The sequence below is a fragment of the Amphritea sp. HPY genome (assembly GCF_050870985.1).
Lineage (GTDB): Bacteria > Pseudomonadota > Gammaproteobacteria > Pseudomonadales > Balneatricaceae > Amphritea.
In genome coordinates this window covers 4,089,314-4,107,964 of record NZ_CP194015.1, presented here as the reverse complement: position 1 = coordinate 4,107,964, position 18,651 = coordinate 4,089,314, and the positions used below count along the sequence as shown (strand labels likewise).

At 50.1% G+C, this 18,651-nt stretch carries 9 protein-coding genes and 2 riboswitches; of the genes, 6 read left to right on the top strand and 3 right to left on the bottom strand.

Translation table 11 applies throughout. The annotated features are described in order from the left end of the window. Window positions 1–653 precede the first annotated feature (653 nt). Window positions 654–3,698, top strand: coding sequence for a DUF7507 domain-containing protein (locus tag ACQUQM_RS18280; RefSeq protein WP_432471299.1), 3,045 nt, complete (start codon window positions 654–656; stop codon window positions 3,696–3,698). 333 nt (window positions 3,699–4,031) lie between these two features. Here the strand turns inward: ACQUQM_RS18280 and ACQUQM_RS18275 are convergent, their stop codons facing one another. After that, window positions 4,032–6,665 carry an Ig-like domain-containing protein gene (locus tag ACQUQM_RS18275; protein ID WP_432471298.1) on the bottom strand — a complete coding sequence of 878 codons (2,634 nt, stop codon included), beginning with the start codon at window positions 6,663–6,665 and terminating at the stop codon, window positions 4,032–4,034. Window positions 6,666–6,752: 87 nt separating this feature from the next. After that, window positions 6,753–6,855, bottom strand: a riboswitch (cyclic di-GMP riboswitch). Window positions 6,856–8,127: 1,272 nt separating this feature from the next. Here ACQUQM_RS18275 and ACQUQM_RS18270 point away from each other — a divergent pair. Next, a complete protein-coding gene (locus tag ACQUQM_RS18270) occupies window positions 8,128–9,552 on the top strand; it encodes a hypothetical protein (RefSeq protein WP_432471297.1) in 1,425 nt (474 codons plus the stop codon). 87 nt (window positions 9,553–9,639) lie between these two features. On the opposite strand, the gene ACQUQM_RS18265 is transcribed toward ACQUQM_RS18270, so the two are convergent. Both ACQUQM_RS18265 and ACQUQM_RS18260 read right to left on the bottom strand, forming a co-directional pair. Then, on the bottom strand, window positions 9,640–12,291 hold the full coding sequence (locus tag ACQUQM_RS18265) for an Ig-like domain-containing protein (protein WP_432471296.1): 2,652 nt from the start codon (window positions 12,289–12,291) through the stop codon (window positions 9,640–9,642). Between the two features lie 86 nt (window positions 12,292–12,377). Continuing rightward, window positions 12,378–12,479: riboswitch (cyclic di-GMP riboswitch) on the bottom strand. Window positions 12,480–13,467: 988 nt separating this feature from the next. Further along, a complete protein-coding gene (locus ACQUQM_RS18260; protein ID WP_432471295.1) occupies window positions 13,468–14,859 on the bottom strand; it encodes a sigma 54-interacting transcriptional regulator in 1,392 nt (463 codons plus the stop codon). Window positions 14,860–15,154: 295 nt separating this feature from the next. Here ACQUQM_RS18260 and ACQUQM_RS18255 point away from each other — a divergent pair, with 295 nt between their 5' ends. From ACQUQM_RS18255 to rpoZ, 4 genes are all read left to right on the top strand, one after another. After that, window positions 15,155–16,810: an AAA family ATPase gene (locus ACQUQM_RS18255; RefSeq protein ID WP_432471294.1), complete on the top strand. Its 1,656-nt coding sequence runs from the start codon at window positions 15,155–15,157 to the stop codon at window positions 16,808–16,810. 14 nt (window positions 16,811–16,824) lie between these two features. Next, complete coding sequence (locus ACQUQM_RS18250) at window positions 16,825–17,565, top strand: general secretion pathway protein GspB (RefSeq protein ID WP_432471293.1); 741 nt, start codon at window positions 16,825–16,827, stop codon at window positions 17,563–17,565. Between the two features lie 122 nt (window positions 17,566–17,687). After that, window positions 17,688–18,308 carry a guanylate kinase gene (gmk, locus tag ACQUQM_RS18245; protein ID WP_432471292.1) on the top strand — a complete coding sequence of 207 codons (621 nt, stop codon included), beginning with the start codon at window positions 17,688–17,690 and terminating at the stop codon, window positions 18,306–18,308. Between the two features lie 91 nt (window positions 18,309–18,399). Further along, window positions 18,400–18,612, top strand: coding sequence for a DNA-directed RNA polymerase subunit omega (gene rpoZ / locus ACQUQM_RS18240; protein ID WP_432471291.1), 213 nt, complete (start codon window positions 18,400–18,402; stop codon window positions 18,610–18,612). Window positions 18,613–18,651 lie beyond the last annotated feature (39 nt).

Genomic DNA, 18,651 nt, shown 5'->3' with positions numbered 1-18,651 from the left:
AGATAAAAGATCGAAATCATGGCGACGGGATTAATCCCGTCGCCTTTTTTTATTCTCAATGGTGTAAGCCCTGACCCTAACTCACAAGCCAGCCTTAAATGCCCACCCTCAAAAGCCTCTGAACAAAAAATGTAAGCAGGAATTTGTGGTTGTTAATTGGTCTTAACAACCAGGTTCGCCAAACTTCTTCTTTATATTCATAGGGTTAAATAAATAGCTGCAAAGTTTGTAAAGCAGTGATGACAATCGACGCTCTGAAAAAGGAGTTTTTACTTATTAATCACATTAATATCAATGACTTACGATTTTGGCCCGGACTTTGCACTTTATATTAGCGACGGAAACAGAGGTTTCTGCCTAGACCTTATCTGCGCAATGGTCGATAGGGCAAGGTTGTAGCTGTATGGATTGATATTCGGTGGAACAAAAGCCTCCGTCGCCTGTTTTATTAGGGGTTTACCGGGGAAAAGATAAAGCCACTTTCCTATGTTTTACAGCTATTTATTTTCATGTGTTCCGGTTATGGCATCTGCTGGATGTCGTATGGGAAATGGATGACCGTCGTTGTTGTCAGAGGGATCTCCCGTAACCGGATCGAAAATTAAATTATCTTTCGCAGGATTTCAGTTTGCGGGAGATGGAGGAGGTGGGACATGCGAACGTTCTCATCAATTTTTAAATTTACATCATTCATCATGGCTAGCGTCTTTGCCGCTGCCCTGATGATTATGATGCCTGCCGTCGCGGTGGATGGAAATCCTCCGGGGCTGTTTGAACTTGAGGGTAATACCCTTGACGATAGTGGGGCAGGGCTGCCGGATGACTGGGCAACGCTCTATAACGGGGGCGCTAATAATGGCGGCAGCCCGGTTGCCTTTACCGGCATCCTGCCCGATTTCAACGATCCTGAAGCCGATACCAGTGTGTTCTGGAAAGGTGGCTCTAAGGATATCCATGATGTCGATCAATGGTGGCACAAGGCGGGTAGTACACCGCCTAAAGACCAGATCCAGAATGCTTACGCGGCGGCTTATGTGGTTGAAGCCGGTATGGCTACTCCGACTCATCAGGCAGGTGACCTGATCATCTACTTCGGCCTGGACCGGCTGGCCAATAACGGTGACGCCTTTGCCGGTTTCTGGTTTTTCCAGGATCCCGCTATCGGTGAAACGGCCCAGCAATTTACCGGCAACCATGTGGCTAAATCAGCGCTGGGGGCTGGCGATCTGCTGATGCTGGTTGAGTATCCGCAGGGGGCCAATGCGGTTCCGCGGATCCAGGGTTACGAATGGGACCCAAATGACTTCGATGGTGATGGCAACCTGGATGCCGAGGGGCACTCCTTGGGGCCTTTGGATCTGCTGTTTGATTCCAAAACCGATACCGGTGGCGACCCTACCTGTGATGGCAGTGGTAATAAAGTTGCCTGTGCTATCACAAATAGCGACAGTGTCTCTGTTCTTTGGCCTTATGCAGATAGAACCGGGCCGCTGAACAGTATTCCGTTTGAAAGCTTCTATGAAGGCGGCGTTAACGTCACCGCACTGCTGGGTGAAACTCCCTGCTTCAGTGCCTTCCTGGCGGAAACACGGGCTTCACATTCTGAAGATGCGGTACTGAAGGACTATGTCATGGGTGCCTTTGAAGTGTGCAGCATTGCGGTAACTAAGCAATGTTCCGCCGACGTCAATACTGCTGGTGACATGATCGAAGTTAGCTTCGACGGTGTTGTGACTAATACCGGCGCACTGCCTCTGGAAGTCACAGTAGTCGATGATATGGGTACACCGGGCGATACCGGCGATGATGTGACTGTTTATGGTCCGCAAACGCTGGCAGCCGGTGCTTCAGATAACTACAACGGTAGTTTCTTGACCATGTCTATCCCGTCTACCGATGTTGTGAATGCAACCGGTACACGCGGCCTGACAACGGTAACTGCAACGGATACAGCGACCTGTTCTCCGGATATTAATCCGGACATCATGGTCGACAAAGCCTGTGTAGCCGATATCAACGATACCGGCGACGGCTTGGATGTTACCTTCAGTGGTACGGTGACCAATACCGGTAACGTTAAACTGACCGGCGTAACAGTGACCGATAATAACGGTACCCCGGGCAATACTACTGATGACCAACAGGTACTGGGTCCTATCGATCTGGCGCCAGGAGCGTCTTCAGGATATAGCGGTAGTTTTGGCGCTTCAGGTGCCAGCTCAACCGATATTGTGGTAGCAACTGGTACCGACGTACTGACCAGTACGCCCGTATCTGATAATGCAACAGCAACCTGTCAGCCGGTTATCGAGCCTGAAATTGAAGTAACTAAAGCTTGTTTCGCGTCACTTAACAGTGCCGGTAATATGGTCAATGTTACATTCAACGGTGTTGTCAGCAACCTCGGTAATGTCAAACTGAATGAGGTTACCGTAACCGATGATAATGGTACGCCGGGTAATCCTGGTGACGATGTTCAGGTACTTGGTCCTATTATGCTGGGACTGGGTGGCAGTGCAAACTACTCCGGTGGATTTACGACTGCCAGCTTCAGCTCCACTGATACAGTGACCGCTGAAGGTGTTGATGCATTAGCCAGCACACCTGTTTCCGATACAGCCGAGGCAACCTGCCAGCCGGATGTTAATCCGGACATTATGGTATCCAAGCAGTGTACTGCTGCGCTGAATGCTTCTGCCGATGCGGTAGTTGTCAGCTTTAACGGTACTGTGACCAATAATGGCGATGTTGCTCTGGACGGTGTAATTGTTATGGATAATAACGGCACACCAGGTATTCCTGGTGATGATGTTCAGGTGTTCGGACCTGCAACCCTGATTGCGGGTGCTTCTGCTAATTACAGTGGTAGCTTTATCACTAACAGCTCAAGCTCAACCGATATCGTTACTGCAAGTGGTGCTGATACCTTTACCAGTACCCCCGTTTCAGATACAGCGCAGGCCACCTGTGCGGCAGATATTAATCCTGCCATCGCAGTAACCAAGCTATGTACTGATTCGACAGGTGCAGGACAACCAATATTGTTTAACGGCGTAGTTACCAATACCGGTAACGTAACCCTGAACGGTATTACGGTTGTCGATGATAATGGTACACCGGGCAATCTTGCTGATGACCAGACCGTATATGGTCCGGCTTCACTGGCTCCGGGAGCTTCTGCTAACTACAACGGTAGCTATATACCAGCAGGTACTGGTGAGTCTACCGATGTTGTCATTGCCAGCGGTAACGATGCCGTAGATGGTACTCCGGTACAGGCATCTGCTACAGCAACCTGTTTCGTACCTTCCAACGAAGGTTGTACACCGGGTTACTGGAAGCAGGATCAGCACTTTGGCAACTGGACTGCACCATACAGTCCGGTACCGGTTGAAACTAAGTACAGGGATGCATTTGGTCTGGGCGGAAACGTTCTGCCTAACGATCATAAGCACGATACGTTGCTGGATGCATTGTGGGCCGAGGGTAATACGGATCATGAAGCCCTGTTGCGGCACAGTGCTGCAGCTCTGTTAAACGCAGCCAGTGCTGATGTAGGTTATCCGATGAGTATCGCTCAGATCATTGCTCTGGTGCAGGATGCCTGGATCAATGGCAACGAAGCAGCAGCGCATGCCATTCTGGCCAGTCTCAATGAAGATAGTGACTGCCCACTGGCTCGTGCGGAGTTGCCTTAACAGGAATCGGCTTCAGGCGGTACAGCTTAACCGTTGCTTATGGATAAAGCTTACGGGTAAAGCTGAAATCAGGAGATAGCCGCTGAGACCATAATAATCCCCTGCGAGGCAGGGAAAACAGAAAAGGGCGATGGATTTAACTCCATCGCCCTTTTTATGCCTGATTCACAGGGGTAGCCTGTTAACGGGGAATGGTTAACAGGCTACGTATGATCTTGCCTTTGTATAAATGCGGTCGTCCCTGACCGGTCCCTATGGTTCCCTCTGCCTTCCTGTTCATCCCTGAATTACTTCCGCTTCCTTAACTTCCTGAAATTCAGAATCTATTACGGATTACTGGTTTTTCTTGCCGTTGCCTTTACCGCCGCCTGAACCGCCAGTGTCACCAGAGCTTTGCAGCTGAACGCTAACCGTTGCAGTTGCTGTTTTATTGCCATCGCTGATGGTATAGCTGAAGCTGTCGCTGCTCTTGAAGCGCTTAGCCGGAATGTAAGTCAGGCTGCCATCGGCATTTACCTGTACCGAGCCTTTGGCTCCCTGGGTAACTGCAGTTACCTGCAGGCTGTCGCCTTCAGGATCGTAATCGTTACCCAGTACCGCGATAGTAATTGCAGACTTGCTTGGCATTGTTGCAGAATCGCTGACTGCTACCGGCGCCTGATTGTTGTTAACTGCGTTTACAGTAACGGTAACTGTACCGCTGGCGTTGCCGCCGTTACCATCAGTGATGCTGTAGCTGAAGCTGTCGATGCCGCTGAAACCGTTTGCCGGTGTATAAGTAATAGTGCCATTACTGTTCACCGCAGTATTACCGCTGGCAGATACCAGGCTCAGGCTGTCGCCATCCGGATCGTAGTCGTTGCCCAGCACATTGATGGTCACTGGCGTATTCGCATCGGTTGTTGCGCTGTCGCTGATCGCTACTGGCAGGCTGTTGCTGCTGCCGTTGCTTACTACGTAAGTGATTGCAGAGTTAGCGCTGTAGCCATTGCTGTTAGCGGTTACCGTAAAGTTATAGAAGCCATCGGCTGCAGTCGCAGAAGAGGTTACGGTCAGGATAGCTGTACTGCTGTTACCCGGCGCCAGATTCAGCGCGCTGTTGCTGAAGTTACTGTTCCAGCCGGAAAGGCCTGTAGAGCTGAGGTTGTATGTACTGTTGCTACAAGCGCTGCTGTCACGGTTGGTAACGGTTACCTGGTAATCTACTGCGGTACCTGCAGCAACCCATGGACTCTCACCCGGTGTTACAGAGATAGTCGGGTTAGCGCGGGTACAGACTGGCGCGGAACCGCCTGACAGGCTTACCTGCGCCTGGCTGCTGTTGGCAGAGTCCGTAGCAATTGTGATATTGCTGCTGGAATCGCTGAACAGGTTGCCGACAGTCAGGGCTGCATCTTTCATATCGATAAACTCAGATCCCGGCGTCATGTCCAGCAGGTAGCTGCTGTTGCCTTCGTTCTCTGTGCCGATATGTACAGTTACCCCGTTGAATACGTTATTCGTATCAACAATACCTCTGTTGACCAGTTCGCTATCGAAGCCTACCGGCTGGCGGTACTCGATGTAATACCAGGTACGGTTTCCGGTTACAGGATCGGTGCTTTTCAGCGCTTTAAGGGCCTTCGGAGTGTTTCCTGTCTGCGCATACGGTGAAAGGGTGTAGCTGCCGGATGCGTCTGCATTGACCAGTTCAGTGCTGCTCAGCCAGCCCAGACGCTCTTTCTGGAAGGCGTTGAAATGACCCACAGTGCCGGAGTAACCCAGGATATCCAGGGTATCGCCGTACTCCTGAGAAGAGCAGCTGTTACCCAAAGTAGTATCACCACAATCTTTTGCGTGTGAGTGGTGCAGGCCCAGGTTGTGGCCCAGTTCGTGGGCGACGGTACGCAGTGTCAGGCTGTTGTTGATCCAGGTGCTGGATGGATACGCACCAACCTGGCCCATACCGGAATAACCACAGCCATTCTTCGGGAACGCGAAGACGAAACGGTCGTAGCTGCTCAGATCAGCACCAGCGGCCTGAGCAGCTGCTTTAGCCTGGTCCTGAATTGCAAAACCGTCACAGGAAGTGCTGCTCAGGGGCAGGGTGTACCAGCCGTAAACATCACCTGAAATTGAGGTCTGCTGGGAAGAGTTTTCGGCGTAAAAATCGTTTACTGTACCGAACACCATATTCTGTGCTTCAGCAACGGTCCAGGGCTTTTCTGAAGGCTTGTCCTGGAAGTTAACCAGAATAACCAGAGTGTGCTGGTCACCCAGGGCATTCGGCAAACCTGCACTGCCACCATTGCCGGTACCGCCATCCGCCAGAGTCAGCAGCGCGTCTTCTTCTGATCCCAGTACCAGATCACCGTCTTCGGACAGGTTGTCAGCATCGTTGTTTTCCAGCATGACGCCGGAAGCACTAACCAGTTTGCCACTGTTATGGACAGGCTTTTTACCTGAAAAGTGGAGTGCGAAACGCTCACCGAAAGAGGTCTTGAGGAAGTGTTTCAGCTTGTGTGAGCCATCTTCGTAATCTTCGTAGACGACTTCCAGCTCACCTTCGATTTCCATCTTCTGTTCCAGCATCGCCTGTACTTCAGCGGGCATGCCGGATTGCTTCTCGCCAGGAATAGCCACGCGCAGTGCTTCTGCCGGGTTGGTTTTAATCAGTTCAGCCATCAGCTCGCGGCGAGCTTCTGTCTTAGCGATCAGGTTTTGCAGTGCTGCCGCTTTATTGGCTGCGCCACGGGCCTGTGCCCACTGCTTGTGCGAGTTGATCAACGCTTCGGTAGAATCGATAGCGGCTTTACGTTGTGCAGCAGGATTAGTCGCTGCTACTTGCTGGCCATGGCCAGCTGAATGATCCGCGGAATGAGCGTGCTCAGGTTGCTGTGCGACAGCATTGGCGCTTGCTAAAGCTACGGCAGCACTTAAGCTGAGGGTAGCTAATGTTGATGCGAAACGGGGCCTAAGTTGACTCATGTAAAGATCTCTCCTTTTTTTACCCGGTTAAAGGTTTTATCAGGTCGAAGATCCTCATCAGGCAGGCCCGAGGTGGCGTATCTCTCATTCGGCAGTCCGGCTGTTTCAGTTCTTTAAAGAGAATGTCTTTAAGAGAAGAAACCCTGTGACTTTGCGTTGCCCGAACACTCAGGCATGGCCTTTTCGTGAGAGGATCTTTTCGATAGTGTTAGTACTGTCTGCGGAAGTTCTTTTCCCGCACTCTGGCATTCAGATTCCTTAGGTTTCTGATCTGTCCAGTCCTGACCGGAGCCAGGATTTCCATAGTTCCGGACCTATAAGCATGTGCCGTGCCAAAAAGAATTGTTTATTTTTTAATCAATGAGATAGGAGGGCAAGCGCTTATGCAAAAGGGATTTATAAGGGATAAAAGACAGGAAGTTGATAGTAAAGTGTCGCTGTAAGCCTTGATGAACGGTATAGCGGTATTCCAGGCTGCGTTTTTTTGCTGGTTCAGGGTCGATAGATGGATAGCTATAAATCGCTGCAGGTACCTTCAGACCTGCGGTTCAGGGCTATTAAAAGGGAGCGGTATCGGGCATAGGCCGGTAGAATTGTAACGGCAGCTTTACGCAAAAACTGTCTCACAATGCAGACGGGCCTTTCAGTACCTGATTTAACTGTATGAAAACTAACCAGTTGTGCCTGTCGCGGATGTGAAACGTTGGCCTTTAGCAGGGTTCTTGTCGCGAAAGCTGACCCTGTTGTCAGCTCATCAGTGAAGCGACAGGTTCGATAAGCGGTAGCTGGATTTATCCTGCGGGCTTACTATTTCAGGGCCTTAGCGTGCGGCACTGTATAGCTGTGCAGGAAAAAAATATCCAGATGCCGTTGTCTTTTCTCTCTGTGGTTCTCTCTTCATATTCCGATCAGTTCAGACAATCGTTATATAAAGTTTACACTGCAACCGAGCGCTTATAATTTGTTGTTAAGCCTCTTTAACAGTTGTTTGTATTACTTCCTCTTAGTTTTCATCCAGTTAAAAGCATTCCTTTAAAACTGTTAAGCCTGCATTACATATTTTGCATAGTTTATAGCTAAGAAATTTACTAAAACTTCTTTTGTATCAGTGGGTTGCTTGTCTGGCATAAGGTTTGCAGCTGCTCTGTGAGAAGGTTGTATTCCGGGGACATCTGGGGAAAGCAGCGGCCTGTAGAATGTTTAGCAATACCAATTCGGTAGCGCATATTTGCATAGCCACATTGTCTTCTCTGAAAAAAAAAGAGCCCGGGCATATATTTTAACTTCAATTATTTTCTCGTCTGGTGTGCAGCTTATGTTGTACCTGAAGCTAGTTATAAAGAGCTATACGGAATATGCCCCAGACATGCGGTGACTGATCTCTTATGGAGAGGGGGGGTTATCGGGATGCAGACTCAGAAAGGGCCTGTAATATTATTTAATTAATACGGAGGATATAGTCATGGATAGTTCAAATGACTGTAGACCCGAAGCAGGCCGGACGAGGGGAATATTAAGTACTGCCCTCACGGTATGCTTCTCATTTTTTATAGCGTTTATGCTGATGGGAGTGCCACAGGCACAGGCAAACCATGTATTCGATCCTGCAGCAGGTGCTGCCTCTGGTTTGGGTATTTATCCAAGGTTTGAAGAAGGAAACCCAACCTGTTCTCAACTGGATGGTATAAGAGACATACAGGATATGGTTGAGTTTAAGGTCAATGATCCTTTCACCGGGCAATTCTCAGATGGCGACCTGACGGTTGATATTGTCATTACCGGAGGGAATACGTTTACCTGGACCAGCTCAGGCGGCAGCATGGAGGGTATCTTCGTTAAAGGTGGACCAAACGGTAATTTGTTTGATTATGATGATCATGTTGTTGTAGATACCAATACTGATACTTTGCTACATTCACCTGTAAATCAGAAAAATGGTCGTTTTTATGGACTGAGCCATATCTCGTTCTGTTATGTTCCGGGTGCGCCTGAACTCACGACTGAGAAATCTTGTCCTCAACCAGTGTTCAACAGTGCCGGTGATGGCCTCATCTATACCATGAGCCATACAATCAAGAACACCAGCACCGATGGTTCGACTCTGTATGATGTTCAGATTAAGGAGTCTATGAATAATTGCAGTATCACTAAGGTAAATGGTGGTGGCGCAGCAGTTAATCTGCACCCTGCCGGAACCTGGGGTAACGTTATTGGCTCATTAGCCTGGGATCAGACAGTGACATTAGAAGTCACTTGTGAAAGCGCTTCTCCAGTTGGCAGTAACACCATTCATACACGGGCCAGTACTGTCGATGCTGGAACAGCAGATGTTTTCGATGATGCATCGGATAATTGTCCGCAACCAGCACCGCCACAACTCGGTATTGAGAAAGCGTGTGGGGAACCAATGATCAGGCTGCTGGCAACTACTGATGCTTCAGGTGCCGACATCCTTGCCGTTCAGGCTTGTGTCGATATCACAGTGAGCAACCTGTCTGACCAGCTGTTAACCAACGTTGAAATTGAGGATGCTGAAGTCTTCGGTAGCGGTGTTGCAGTGCAGTTTGGTAATGGTACTTTAATACCTAATCAGCAAGTGACAGAGACCCACTGTTATCTGCCTGATATGCCTACAGGCAATGTGCTTGAAGAGATAAATGGTGAAACCACTTACTCTATATTCACCTTGTTGTCAGGCGGGGATCTTTGGGAAGAAGCTCTGTTCTCAAATGAAGCTTCTGCCTTTGCATTTGCGCCTGTAACCAGTACCACACTGGGCCCTGTTTCAGATAGTGCCCATTGCTCAATCTGTTATTCAGATCAGACTAACCCGGGCTTGCCTTCTGCTTGTCCGCATCCAAGCAATGTACCGTATTTGCTTGATTGATCGTTTGATTAGCTGAGTACAGAAAATAAAAAGGGCGCTGATTATCAGCGCCCTTTTCTATTTTTGGAAGGTGGAATAATGTTGTATTCAGGACTTCTTGCCGTTGCCCTTACCCTTTCCACCGGAACCACCGGAACCACCTGAGTCGCCGCTCTGTTGCAGCTGGACGTTCACCGTAGCACTGGCACTTTTTTCTCCATCGCTGATGGTATAGCTGAAGCTGTCGCCATTCTTAAAACGTCTGCCCGGAGTATAGGTCAGCGTGCCGTCAGAATTAACGATTAGCGTACCTTTATTGCCGCCGGAGGTTGTAACAACGCTGATAGCATCGCCATCCGGATCGTAGTCGTTATTAAGCACCGCAATGGTTACCGCTGTAACGCTAGTCATAGTCGCGTTGTCATTGACCGCTACCGGTGCCTGGTTAGTCGTTGGTGCTGCTGCAACATTGACATAAACCGTCGCGCTGTCGCTCCCGCCACGGCCATCAGAGACGGTGTAGCTGAAGGTTTCAGTGCCACTGAAGCCTGTGCTCGGGGTAAAGATGATATTGCCACCACTGACCTGAGCGTTGCCGTTAACACCGCTGGTACCGTTAATAGACAATGTATCGCCGTCAGGGTCGTAATCGTTACCGAGTACTGCAATAGTGACAGAAGTGTTGTGTGCAGTACTTACACTATCATTAGCCGCTACAGGCAGTTGGTTGGTATTGCTGGCCGCCGCAACAGTGATGCTGACGGACGCAGTATCACTCCCGCCTTTGCCATCAGAGATGCTGTAACTGAATGTTTCAGTACCGCTATAGCCAGTATTAGGGGTAAAGATAATGTTATCGCCACTGATCTGGGCGCTGCCATTAACGCCGCTGGTGTTGCTTATGATCAGGGCGTCGCCATCCGGATCAGAGTCGTTGCTCAGAACCGGAACGCTTACCGCAGTGTTGTGTTCGGTGCTGGTGCTGTCATTGGCCGCAACTGGAGGATTGTTAGTTGAACCACCGCCATTGCCACCTTCGAAGCTAATATCGACAGTAATGCCGCTGGTACTGTTTGAAATAGGCGTAATAGTGATACCGGCTTCCGAATCCGTGTAGCTTTGGCCAACTTCCAGCGCTGGATCTCTAAGATCCAGACCAGCACGTGAAATGCTGTCAGGGTTCATATCCAGCAGGTTGCTGCTGTTTCCGTCGCCTTCGATGATCTTATGGATCACTACTCCGTTTCTGAGGTTTTCCGGGTACTTATAGCTGCCGGTTTGGAACAGCGGTGAATCAAAGCCTATAGGCTGTCGATACTCCAGGTAGTACCAGCTGTTCTGACCTGTTGATGGATCGGTTCCGCGCAGAATTTTTAACCCTTTCGGATTGTTATCGTTAGTTTCTGTCGGGGTGATGGTATAGGTACCACTGGTCACGATTTCGGTAATCGGTGGTGACTGGTTGTAGCCTAACCAACCCAGGCGTTCTTTGTGAAATGCATTCAGGTGACCCTGTTCAACACCCATGATATCGAGTATGTCTCCATACTCGGATTGAACGCAGGCGGACTGAAGAACCCCGCCTGAGCAGTCAAGTCCGTGCGCGTGACGCAGGCCAAAATTATGGCCCAGTTCATGGGTAAGGATCTGAAAATCCAGTCCGGCATTGATCCATGCTCTGGATGGGCTACCGCCTACTGTACCGAAGTTACCACTACAGGCACTCGCAGGTGGAAGCATGTAGATTATATGATCGTAGTTAGAAAGGTTTACACCAGACGCTGCCGCAGCTGCGTCTGCAGCGGTATCGTAATCACCTGGGCAGGAGGCTGCACCGTTTAAGGGAACTGTGTACCAGCCCAGTACATCGCCGGTGAGCCAGGTCTGATTGTAGGAGTTTTCCTGATAGAAACTGTTTACCTGATCGAATATCAGGCTCTGCGCCTGACTGGCTGTCCATGGTTTATCATTTGGCTGATCCTGGAAATTCACCATGATTACTGCGACTTTTCTTTCACCTGTGGTGTTGGGCAGAGGGCCGGCAGCGCCTCCGTTGCTGCCACCATCTGCACCGCCATCGGCAGCCAGAGTTAAAAGGTCATCTGCAGCCAGCGCAATATCCCCGTCGCTGTTCAGGTCTTTGTCGGTCAGTAAGATACCGTTAAGGCGCACTTTTTTGCCACTTTGCAGGGCCTTTGAGTGACCGCCGCTGATATGTAGTTCAAAGCGATCACCCTGCGGGGTTTTCAGTGTCTGACGTTGTGTATGACTGCCATCTTCATAATCTGCGATTACTACTTCCAGTTCGCCTTCAACGTCGATAGATTGTTCCAGCATCGCCTGCACTGCGGCAGGCATCTCTGATTGCTTTTCTTCCGGAATTGCAATGCGCAGGGCTTCGGACGGGCTGGTTCTGATCAGGTCAGCCATCAGTTCTCGGCGGGCTTCAGTTTTTGCGATCAGGCTTTCAAGAGCAGTTGCCTTGTTGGATGCGCCACGGGCCTGTGCCCACTGCTTGTGCGAGTTGATCAATGCTTCGGTAGAATCGATAGCGGCTTTACGCTGAGCAGCAGACTTGGTTGCGGCTACCTGCTGGCCGTGCCCAGCTGAATGATCTGCTGAATGATCTGCTGAATGAGCTTGCTCAGGTTGCTGTGCGACAGCATTGGCGCTTGCTAAAGCTACGGCAGCACTCAGGCTGAGGGTAGCTAATGTTGATGCGAAACGGGGCCTGTTTTGGCCGATAGAGCGCTGACTCATGTAAAGATCTCTCCTTTTTTACCCGGTTAAAGGTTTTATCAGGTCGAAGATCCTCATCAGGCAAGCCCGAGGTGGCATATCTCTCATTCGGCAGCCCGGCTGCTCCTGCTCTTTAAAGAGAAAGTCTTTAAAAGAGGGAGTCCGTGACTTTGCGTTGCCCGAACACTCAGGCATGGCCTTTTCGTGAGAGGATCTAATCGATAGTGTTAGTACTGTCTGCGGGAGGTCTTTTCCCGCACTCTGGCAGTCAGAATCGTCTGGATTCTGATTTGGCCAGTCCTGACCGGGGTCAGGATTTCCATAGTGCCGGTCCTATAAGCATGAGTTATGCCAAAAAAGACTGTTTATTTTTTAATCAATGAGATAGGCCGGTAAGCAAACCTGATAAGGGGTAAGAGAAACGGCTATAGATAGGAAATTGAAAGAGAAGTGTCGTGCTAACCGTTGGCCGTGCGACCAGTTGTTCCTGCTTTTCTGGTTCAGAGCTGTTGGCTACAGGCGTGGGGATTGACGGATATACCATTCAGCCCAATGGTTGCGGGCAGTTAAAGGGGCATTGATCGGGTGCTGTATTGTTAAAATTGTAACGCAAGCTTTACGCTCAAACTGTCTCTCAATGCAGACTAGGTTTTTGCCGGGTCAGTTAACTGTATGAAAAGTAAACGATGCTGCCTGTCGCAGATGGCGAACGTTGCTGTTTCGCAGGTGCGGTATTGGGGGAAAGGAGTATTTTTTGTGACTAGGATAGTCGTAAGCAGGCCTGGTCAGTGATATTTTTCAGGGGCAGGCTCGCACTCATCCCACAGGCTGATATGCCGGTATCTCTTGTGGGTGGCACTGTATAACAGAGTGCGTAAAAAATACATATCAGTGTCTTCGTCGGTTTCCTGTAGATCTCTATCTTCGTACACTGATCGGATTAGTCGGTGTGAATTTGTTGCGGTTCTGTCAGTAGTGCCTTTGGAGGGGTAGGCAGGTTTCTCGTCCGGCCTCTGTTTCTTTTTCATAGTACGGCTCCAGGCTCTACATAAGTAAGAAGCAAGCTTAGGGCCAAATATCTAACCGTTTGAAATTTAATGATTTTGTTGCTTTGTTGATTTGAGGTAGGGGGGGGAGTGCTAAGTTTTCCTAACACCCCCTTCAGGGCAGTTGTACAGAGCAATAGACACTACGCTTTCAACGCATATGGTGTTTATCAAGCAGATGGTACAAGGTGACACGGGAGACGCCAAGGCTGCGGGCGGCCTTGGATATGTTGTTATCTGATGCCATCAGACCTTTTTTTAGCATCTCTTTTTCGGCGAGATTACGTGCATCTTCCAATGTTGTAATCAGAGAGGAGGGGGCTATTTCTTCCAGACCCAGGTCATCGGCAGTGATGAGCTTGTGCTCGCTCATCACCAGTGCGCGGCGTACGCGGTTGATCAGTTCCCGTACATTTCCCGGCCAGAGGTAATGGGTCATGCTGGTCAGGGCGCTTTTAGCATAGCCTTTGGCGCTGCTGTTGCTTTCCTGTTTCAGCTGTTGAAAGAAATATTGCGCCAGCAGGATAATATCCTCATTGCGTTCCCTCAGGGGTGGTACTTTGACATTCAGTACATTAAGCCGAAAGAACAGATCTTCTCGGAATTTGCCCTGGCTGACCAGTTCTTGCAGATTGACATGGGTCGCAGCGATTACCCGGGCATTAACCACTTGGGTCTTGGTACTGCCAAGTCGTTCAATAGTTTTTTCCTGCAGAAACCGTAGTAGATAGGTTTGCAGTTCAATCGGCAGGTCGCCGATCTCATCCAGGAATATAGTGCCGTCGTTGGCGGCCTCAAGACGGCCGATATTTTGCCTGTGGGCTCCGGTATAAGCGCCCTTCTCATGGCCGAACAGCTCCGAGTGGATCAGTGTATCGGGCAGGGCGCCGCAGTTGACCGGGATAAAAGGTCCTTCGGCACGGTCAGACCGTTGATGCAGGGCCTGGGCAATCAGCTCTTTGCCGGTACCGCTTTCGCCGCTGATCAGTACCGGCGCATCGGTATGGGCAATTTTACGTATCAGCTTAAATATCTGCAGGATCTCTTCGCTGGCACCAATCATCTGGCACTCTGTTTCAGTGTGCGGCTCTCTGGTCTGGGGTGTGTCGAGTAGCTCAATACCGTAGGCGTGGCCCAGAGTTGACTGCAGTCTGGAAACGTTTTCCTGGGGGGGGAGTGGCAAAGTATGGAAATCATAAAAGTAGTCGTGGATCAGTTGCCGCACAACCGGATGGTCTAATGAGGGTTTATGCAGCAGGGCGATCCAGTTGGTGTGGGTGGTATCATTTACCAGCTCCTGGATCTGGCTGAGTTGTATCGATGACAAATTGTCCAGTCGGGCCATCCCGACCGGGTAGTGGTTTGACTCCAGATGGGTTCGGGCGTGGTTCGGATCGGATAGCCGATCAATATGCCATTGCTCAAGGAGATGCGCTGGCAATGCAACTGGATTGGATGGATTGACATCGAGGTAGATCGCCTTACGCGATGGATCTATATGCCAATCTGAACTGGTAAGCCCCCCCCTGGATATATTAGCCATGAGGATTACTAGTCTGTTAGTGGTTGTGTTGCTAAGTTTAGTTGACAGCCCTGCTCAGACGGTAGATATCTTTTCATGTTGCACATGATTTATGTGGCTTATTTTCATATTTCCCGGCTCCGACTGCCGCAGTGCTTTCACCGTTAAGTGTGATTTACACTGGGCTCTGGCTAAATTGCTACAATTTTCCATTGTCTTTTCAACTGCTACCGAACGATTTTCACCTGACCTGCCCGCAGGTAAAGCCGGGATATTGGATCTATAGTGAAAAATATTCAAAGCAACGGTATCTGTTATGTACAGCAACTATTTTGGTTTGGAGGAACCTCCATTCTCGATTGCGCCAAACCCCCGATACCTTTATCTGAGCAAGCAGCACCGGGAGGCTCTGGCGCATCTCCTCTATGGTATAGGCAATGACGGTGGCTTTGTCTTGCTGACCGGGGAGGTCGGCACCGGCAAGACCACTGTATGCCGTGCGCTACTTGATCAACTGCCCGAAGCTACCGATGTCGCTTTGATCCTGAACCCTAAATACAGTTCACAAGAGTTACTGGCATCGATATGTGACGAGCTGGGAATCACTTATCCGCAACATGAAACCCGGATTAAGCACTATATTGATGCTTTGACTAAACATCTGCTGCAATCTCATGCCGAGGGCCGGCATACGGTGCTGATTCTGGATGAGGCGCAGAATTTGGGGGTCGATGTATTAGAGCAGATCCGGCTGTTGACCAATCTGGAAACCGATTGCCATAAATTACTGCAGATTGTATTAGTCGGGCAACCCGAATTGCTGGAGCAATTGTTGCGCCCAGAACTGCGTCAGCTATCCCAGCGCATTACAGCGCGCTTTCATCTTGGCGCACTGAACCGCAGTGAGTTGGAAGCCTATATCAGCCATCGTCTTGCCGTGGCCGGGGTGCAGGGGCGTCTGTTTCCCGCCGCAACCCTGAATCGACTATACCGGATGACCCGGGGGGTGCCACGGTTGATCAATATCCTCTGTGACAGGGCTTTATTAGGGGCTTTTGTTGAACGACAAAGCCGTGTCGAGGTGAATGTCCTAAAGCGGGCCGCCTCTGAAGTGCTTGGCGGGGACTCATCCAGTGTGGCTGGCTGGATGACCGGTTGGATGGCAGGACGCTGGCAATTTACCGGGCTGGCCGTTGCAGTACTGCTATTGCTGACATGGTTATTTGTACCCGGCGTTAAAGATCAGACCCGGCAGTGGGGTGATAGTCTGTTCGATAATTCGTTATTGGCGCAGGAGCGTGTGTTATCTGCTGATGCAGATCTGGCCAGCGGAGGTTCTGTACCATCCAGCCTTGGCTTGTGGTCCTGGCCTGATAAACAGGAGTATCAGCTGAACCAGATTTTTGCCTACCAGTCGCTATTTGATGTCTGGGGTGTCGAGTATCGTCCGAAGCGGAATCCAATTGTCTGTAAATTTGCCCGAAGCCAGGGCTACGCCTGTCTGTTTGGCAGCGGTGAACTGGAATCCCTGATCGGTCTTAACCGGCCGGCGGTTCTTAAACTGGTGAATCAAAAGGGGGAGGACTTCTTTGCCACGCTAGTTGCGATAGATGGGGAGCGGGCTGATATCAGAATTGATGGTCGTAAATTAGAGGTCTCGCTCGCCGAGTTAAAACGCTGGTGGCGCAATGTATATACTGTTTTCTGGCAAATGCCTCCCGGTTATGATGGCGTGATTCAGCCCGGCAATGAAAGCAGGAATACCCTGTGGCTTGATAAACAGCTGGCGCTTATTCAGGGGCGCAGGGCGGGGCGCAGAGATAGTTCTGTTTATGACTGGGCTCTGGTAAAGCAGGTTAAACAATTTCAGCAGAGTAAGGGGCTGACGGCAGATGGTATTGTCGGGCCGAAAACTTCGATACATCTGAACACGGCAACCGGGCAATCTGTGCCTCTGTTGCTCGTGCCCTGAACGAGGTAGCCGGTATGTCATATATTCTGGATGCCCTGAAACAATCAGATAAACAACGCCAAATGAGTTCTGAGCTTGATTCTGTAGTGCCGTCGATGGCTGCGACAGATGAGGTTCTGCCTGAACGAAAACGCTATTGGCTCGCCGCTGGGGTGTTGGTTCTGTTGCTGATTGCTGGTGGTATTTATAATTCATTTCAGTCGTCGGTGGCGGCTTTAGGTACCAGCGTGCTGCCCCCTGCAATTATCGTCGAAGATGTCGGTTTGCCGTCCGCGCCCGATGCAGTGGATAAGCAGGCGCTGTACGGTGTCAGTATCAAGGTGGCTGAGCCGGAATCTGTAGCGGCGCAAACGGCTCGGCAAAAGGCACCGTTGCCTGTCAGAAAGGTTGAAGCATCGATTGACCTTACAGCAGCAGAGCCGGCAACTGTGACTAAGGTACCTGCAACCGAAGCGACTACTGAAATAGTGGCAATGGCTAAGCCTGTAACAGCGCCCGAGAAAATTCAGCCAGCGGCAGAAGAAGAGGTTATTTACTGGCGTCAGTTACCGGCAGGGGTTCAGAGAGAGCTACCGCAGTTATCGTTCTCAGTGCACATCTATGCCCGCCAGCCAGCGTCCAGAATGGTCAAAGTAAATGGCCGGATGCTGCGTGAGGGGGATCAGATCAGCCCACAGGTCCGGCTGGATGAGATCACCCGTAGCGGCGTTATTCTGATTTATAAAGGTTATCGTTTCAGGATGAATTCTGTCTGATATCCCTCTCTTTCTTTGCTTAACGTTAAACAGCTTTCAGGGTTCGGTGTTCGCTACCGTTACCCGAATAAGGTATATTCTCGCCTTTGCAGATTCAGAACATTTACTATCAGAGACCGACAATGAATCAGTTAGGTACTTTATATGTAATCTCAGCGCCGTCCGGTGCCGGGAAAACCAGCCTGGTTAAGGCTCTGCTGGAACAGGACAGACAGGTTTGCGTCTCTGTCTCCCATACTACCCGGGATATGCGCCCTGGCGAAGTGGATGGCAAGGATTACAACTACGTTGCCATGGACCAGTTCAACGGCATGATTGAAAAGGGTCAGTTCCTCGAGTTTGCTGAAGTCTTTACCAATAAGTACGGCACCTCGCAGATCTGGGTTGAGCAACAGCTGCAACAAGGTATGGATGTCATTCTGGAGATCGATTGGCAGGGGGCTCAGCAGGTACGTCGCCTGATGCCTGACTGTGTTTCGGTATTTATCCTGCCGCCATCGACTGCCGCGTTGCGTGAGCGGCTGACCGGCCGTGGCCAGGATGGTGAAGAGGTGATTAACCACCGCATGTCTGAAGCCCTTAGTGAGATGAGTCATTATAACGAATATGACTTCCTGATCATTAATGACCAGTTTGAGCTGGCACTACAGGATCTGCAGGCTGTATTCAGCGCACGGCGACTGGAACTGTCCCGGCAGCAGATAAAACAGACAGCATTGCTGGAAGGGCTCTTGTCAGCCTGATCAGGCTTAGGTACACTGGCCGGCTATTTTATAGTAGGGCTAAATGCCCGAAATTTTTGCTTTCGCACTATTTATACTGAGGTCGCCGCCGATGGCTCGCGTAACTGTTGAAGATTGTCTGGAAAATGTAGACAACCGTTTTGAACTGGTAATGATCGCATCTAAACGTGCGCGTCAGATCGCTACTGGTGGTAAAGATCCTAAAGTTGACTGGGAAAATGACAAGGCGACTGTTGTTGCTTTGCGTGAAATCGCTGAACAATTGGTAGACGTTTCCATTCTTGATGAGTACGAAGAAGAATAACGCTTTTTCAAACCGCCCGAATAAGGCATCATCACTATA

Coding starts and splice junctions, on each gene's coding strand:
- ACQUQM_RS18280 (WP_432471299.1), top strand. CDS start 654: ATGCGAACGTTCTCATCAATTTTTAAATTTACATCATTCATCATGGCT.
- ACQUQM_RS18275 (WP_432471298.1), bottom strand. CDS start 6,665: ATGAGTCAACTTAGGCCCCGTTTCGCATCAACATTAGCTACCCTCAGC.
- ACQUQM_RS18270 (WP_432471297.1), top strand. CDS start 8,128: ATGGATAGTTCAAATGACTGTAGACCCGAAGCAGGCCGGACGAGGGGA.
- ACQUQM_RS18265 (WP_432471296.1), bottom strand. CDS start 12,291: ATGAGTCAGCGCTCTATCGGCCAAAACAGGCCCCGTTTCGCATCAACA.
- ACQUQM_RS18260 (WP_432471295.1), bottom strand. CDS start 14,859: ATGGCTAATATATCCAGGGGGGGGCTTACCAGTTCAGATTGGCATATA.
- ACQUQM_RS18255 (WP_432471294.1), top strand. CDS start 15,155: ATGTACAGCAACTATTTTGGTTTGGAGGAACCTCCATTCTCGATTGCG.
- ACQUQM_RS18250 (WP_432471293.1), top strand. CDS start 16,825: ATGTCATATATTCTGGATGCCCTGAAACAATCAGATAAACAACGCCAA.
- gmk (WP_432471292.1), top strand. CDS start 17,688: ATGAATCAGTTAGGTACTTTATATGTAATCTCAGCGCCGTCCGGTGCC.
- rpoZ (WP_432471291.1), top strand. CDS start 18,400: ATGGCTCGCGTAACTGTTGAAGATTGTCTGGAAAATGTAGACAACCGT.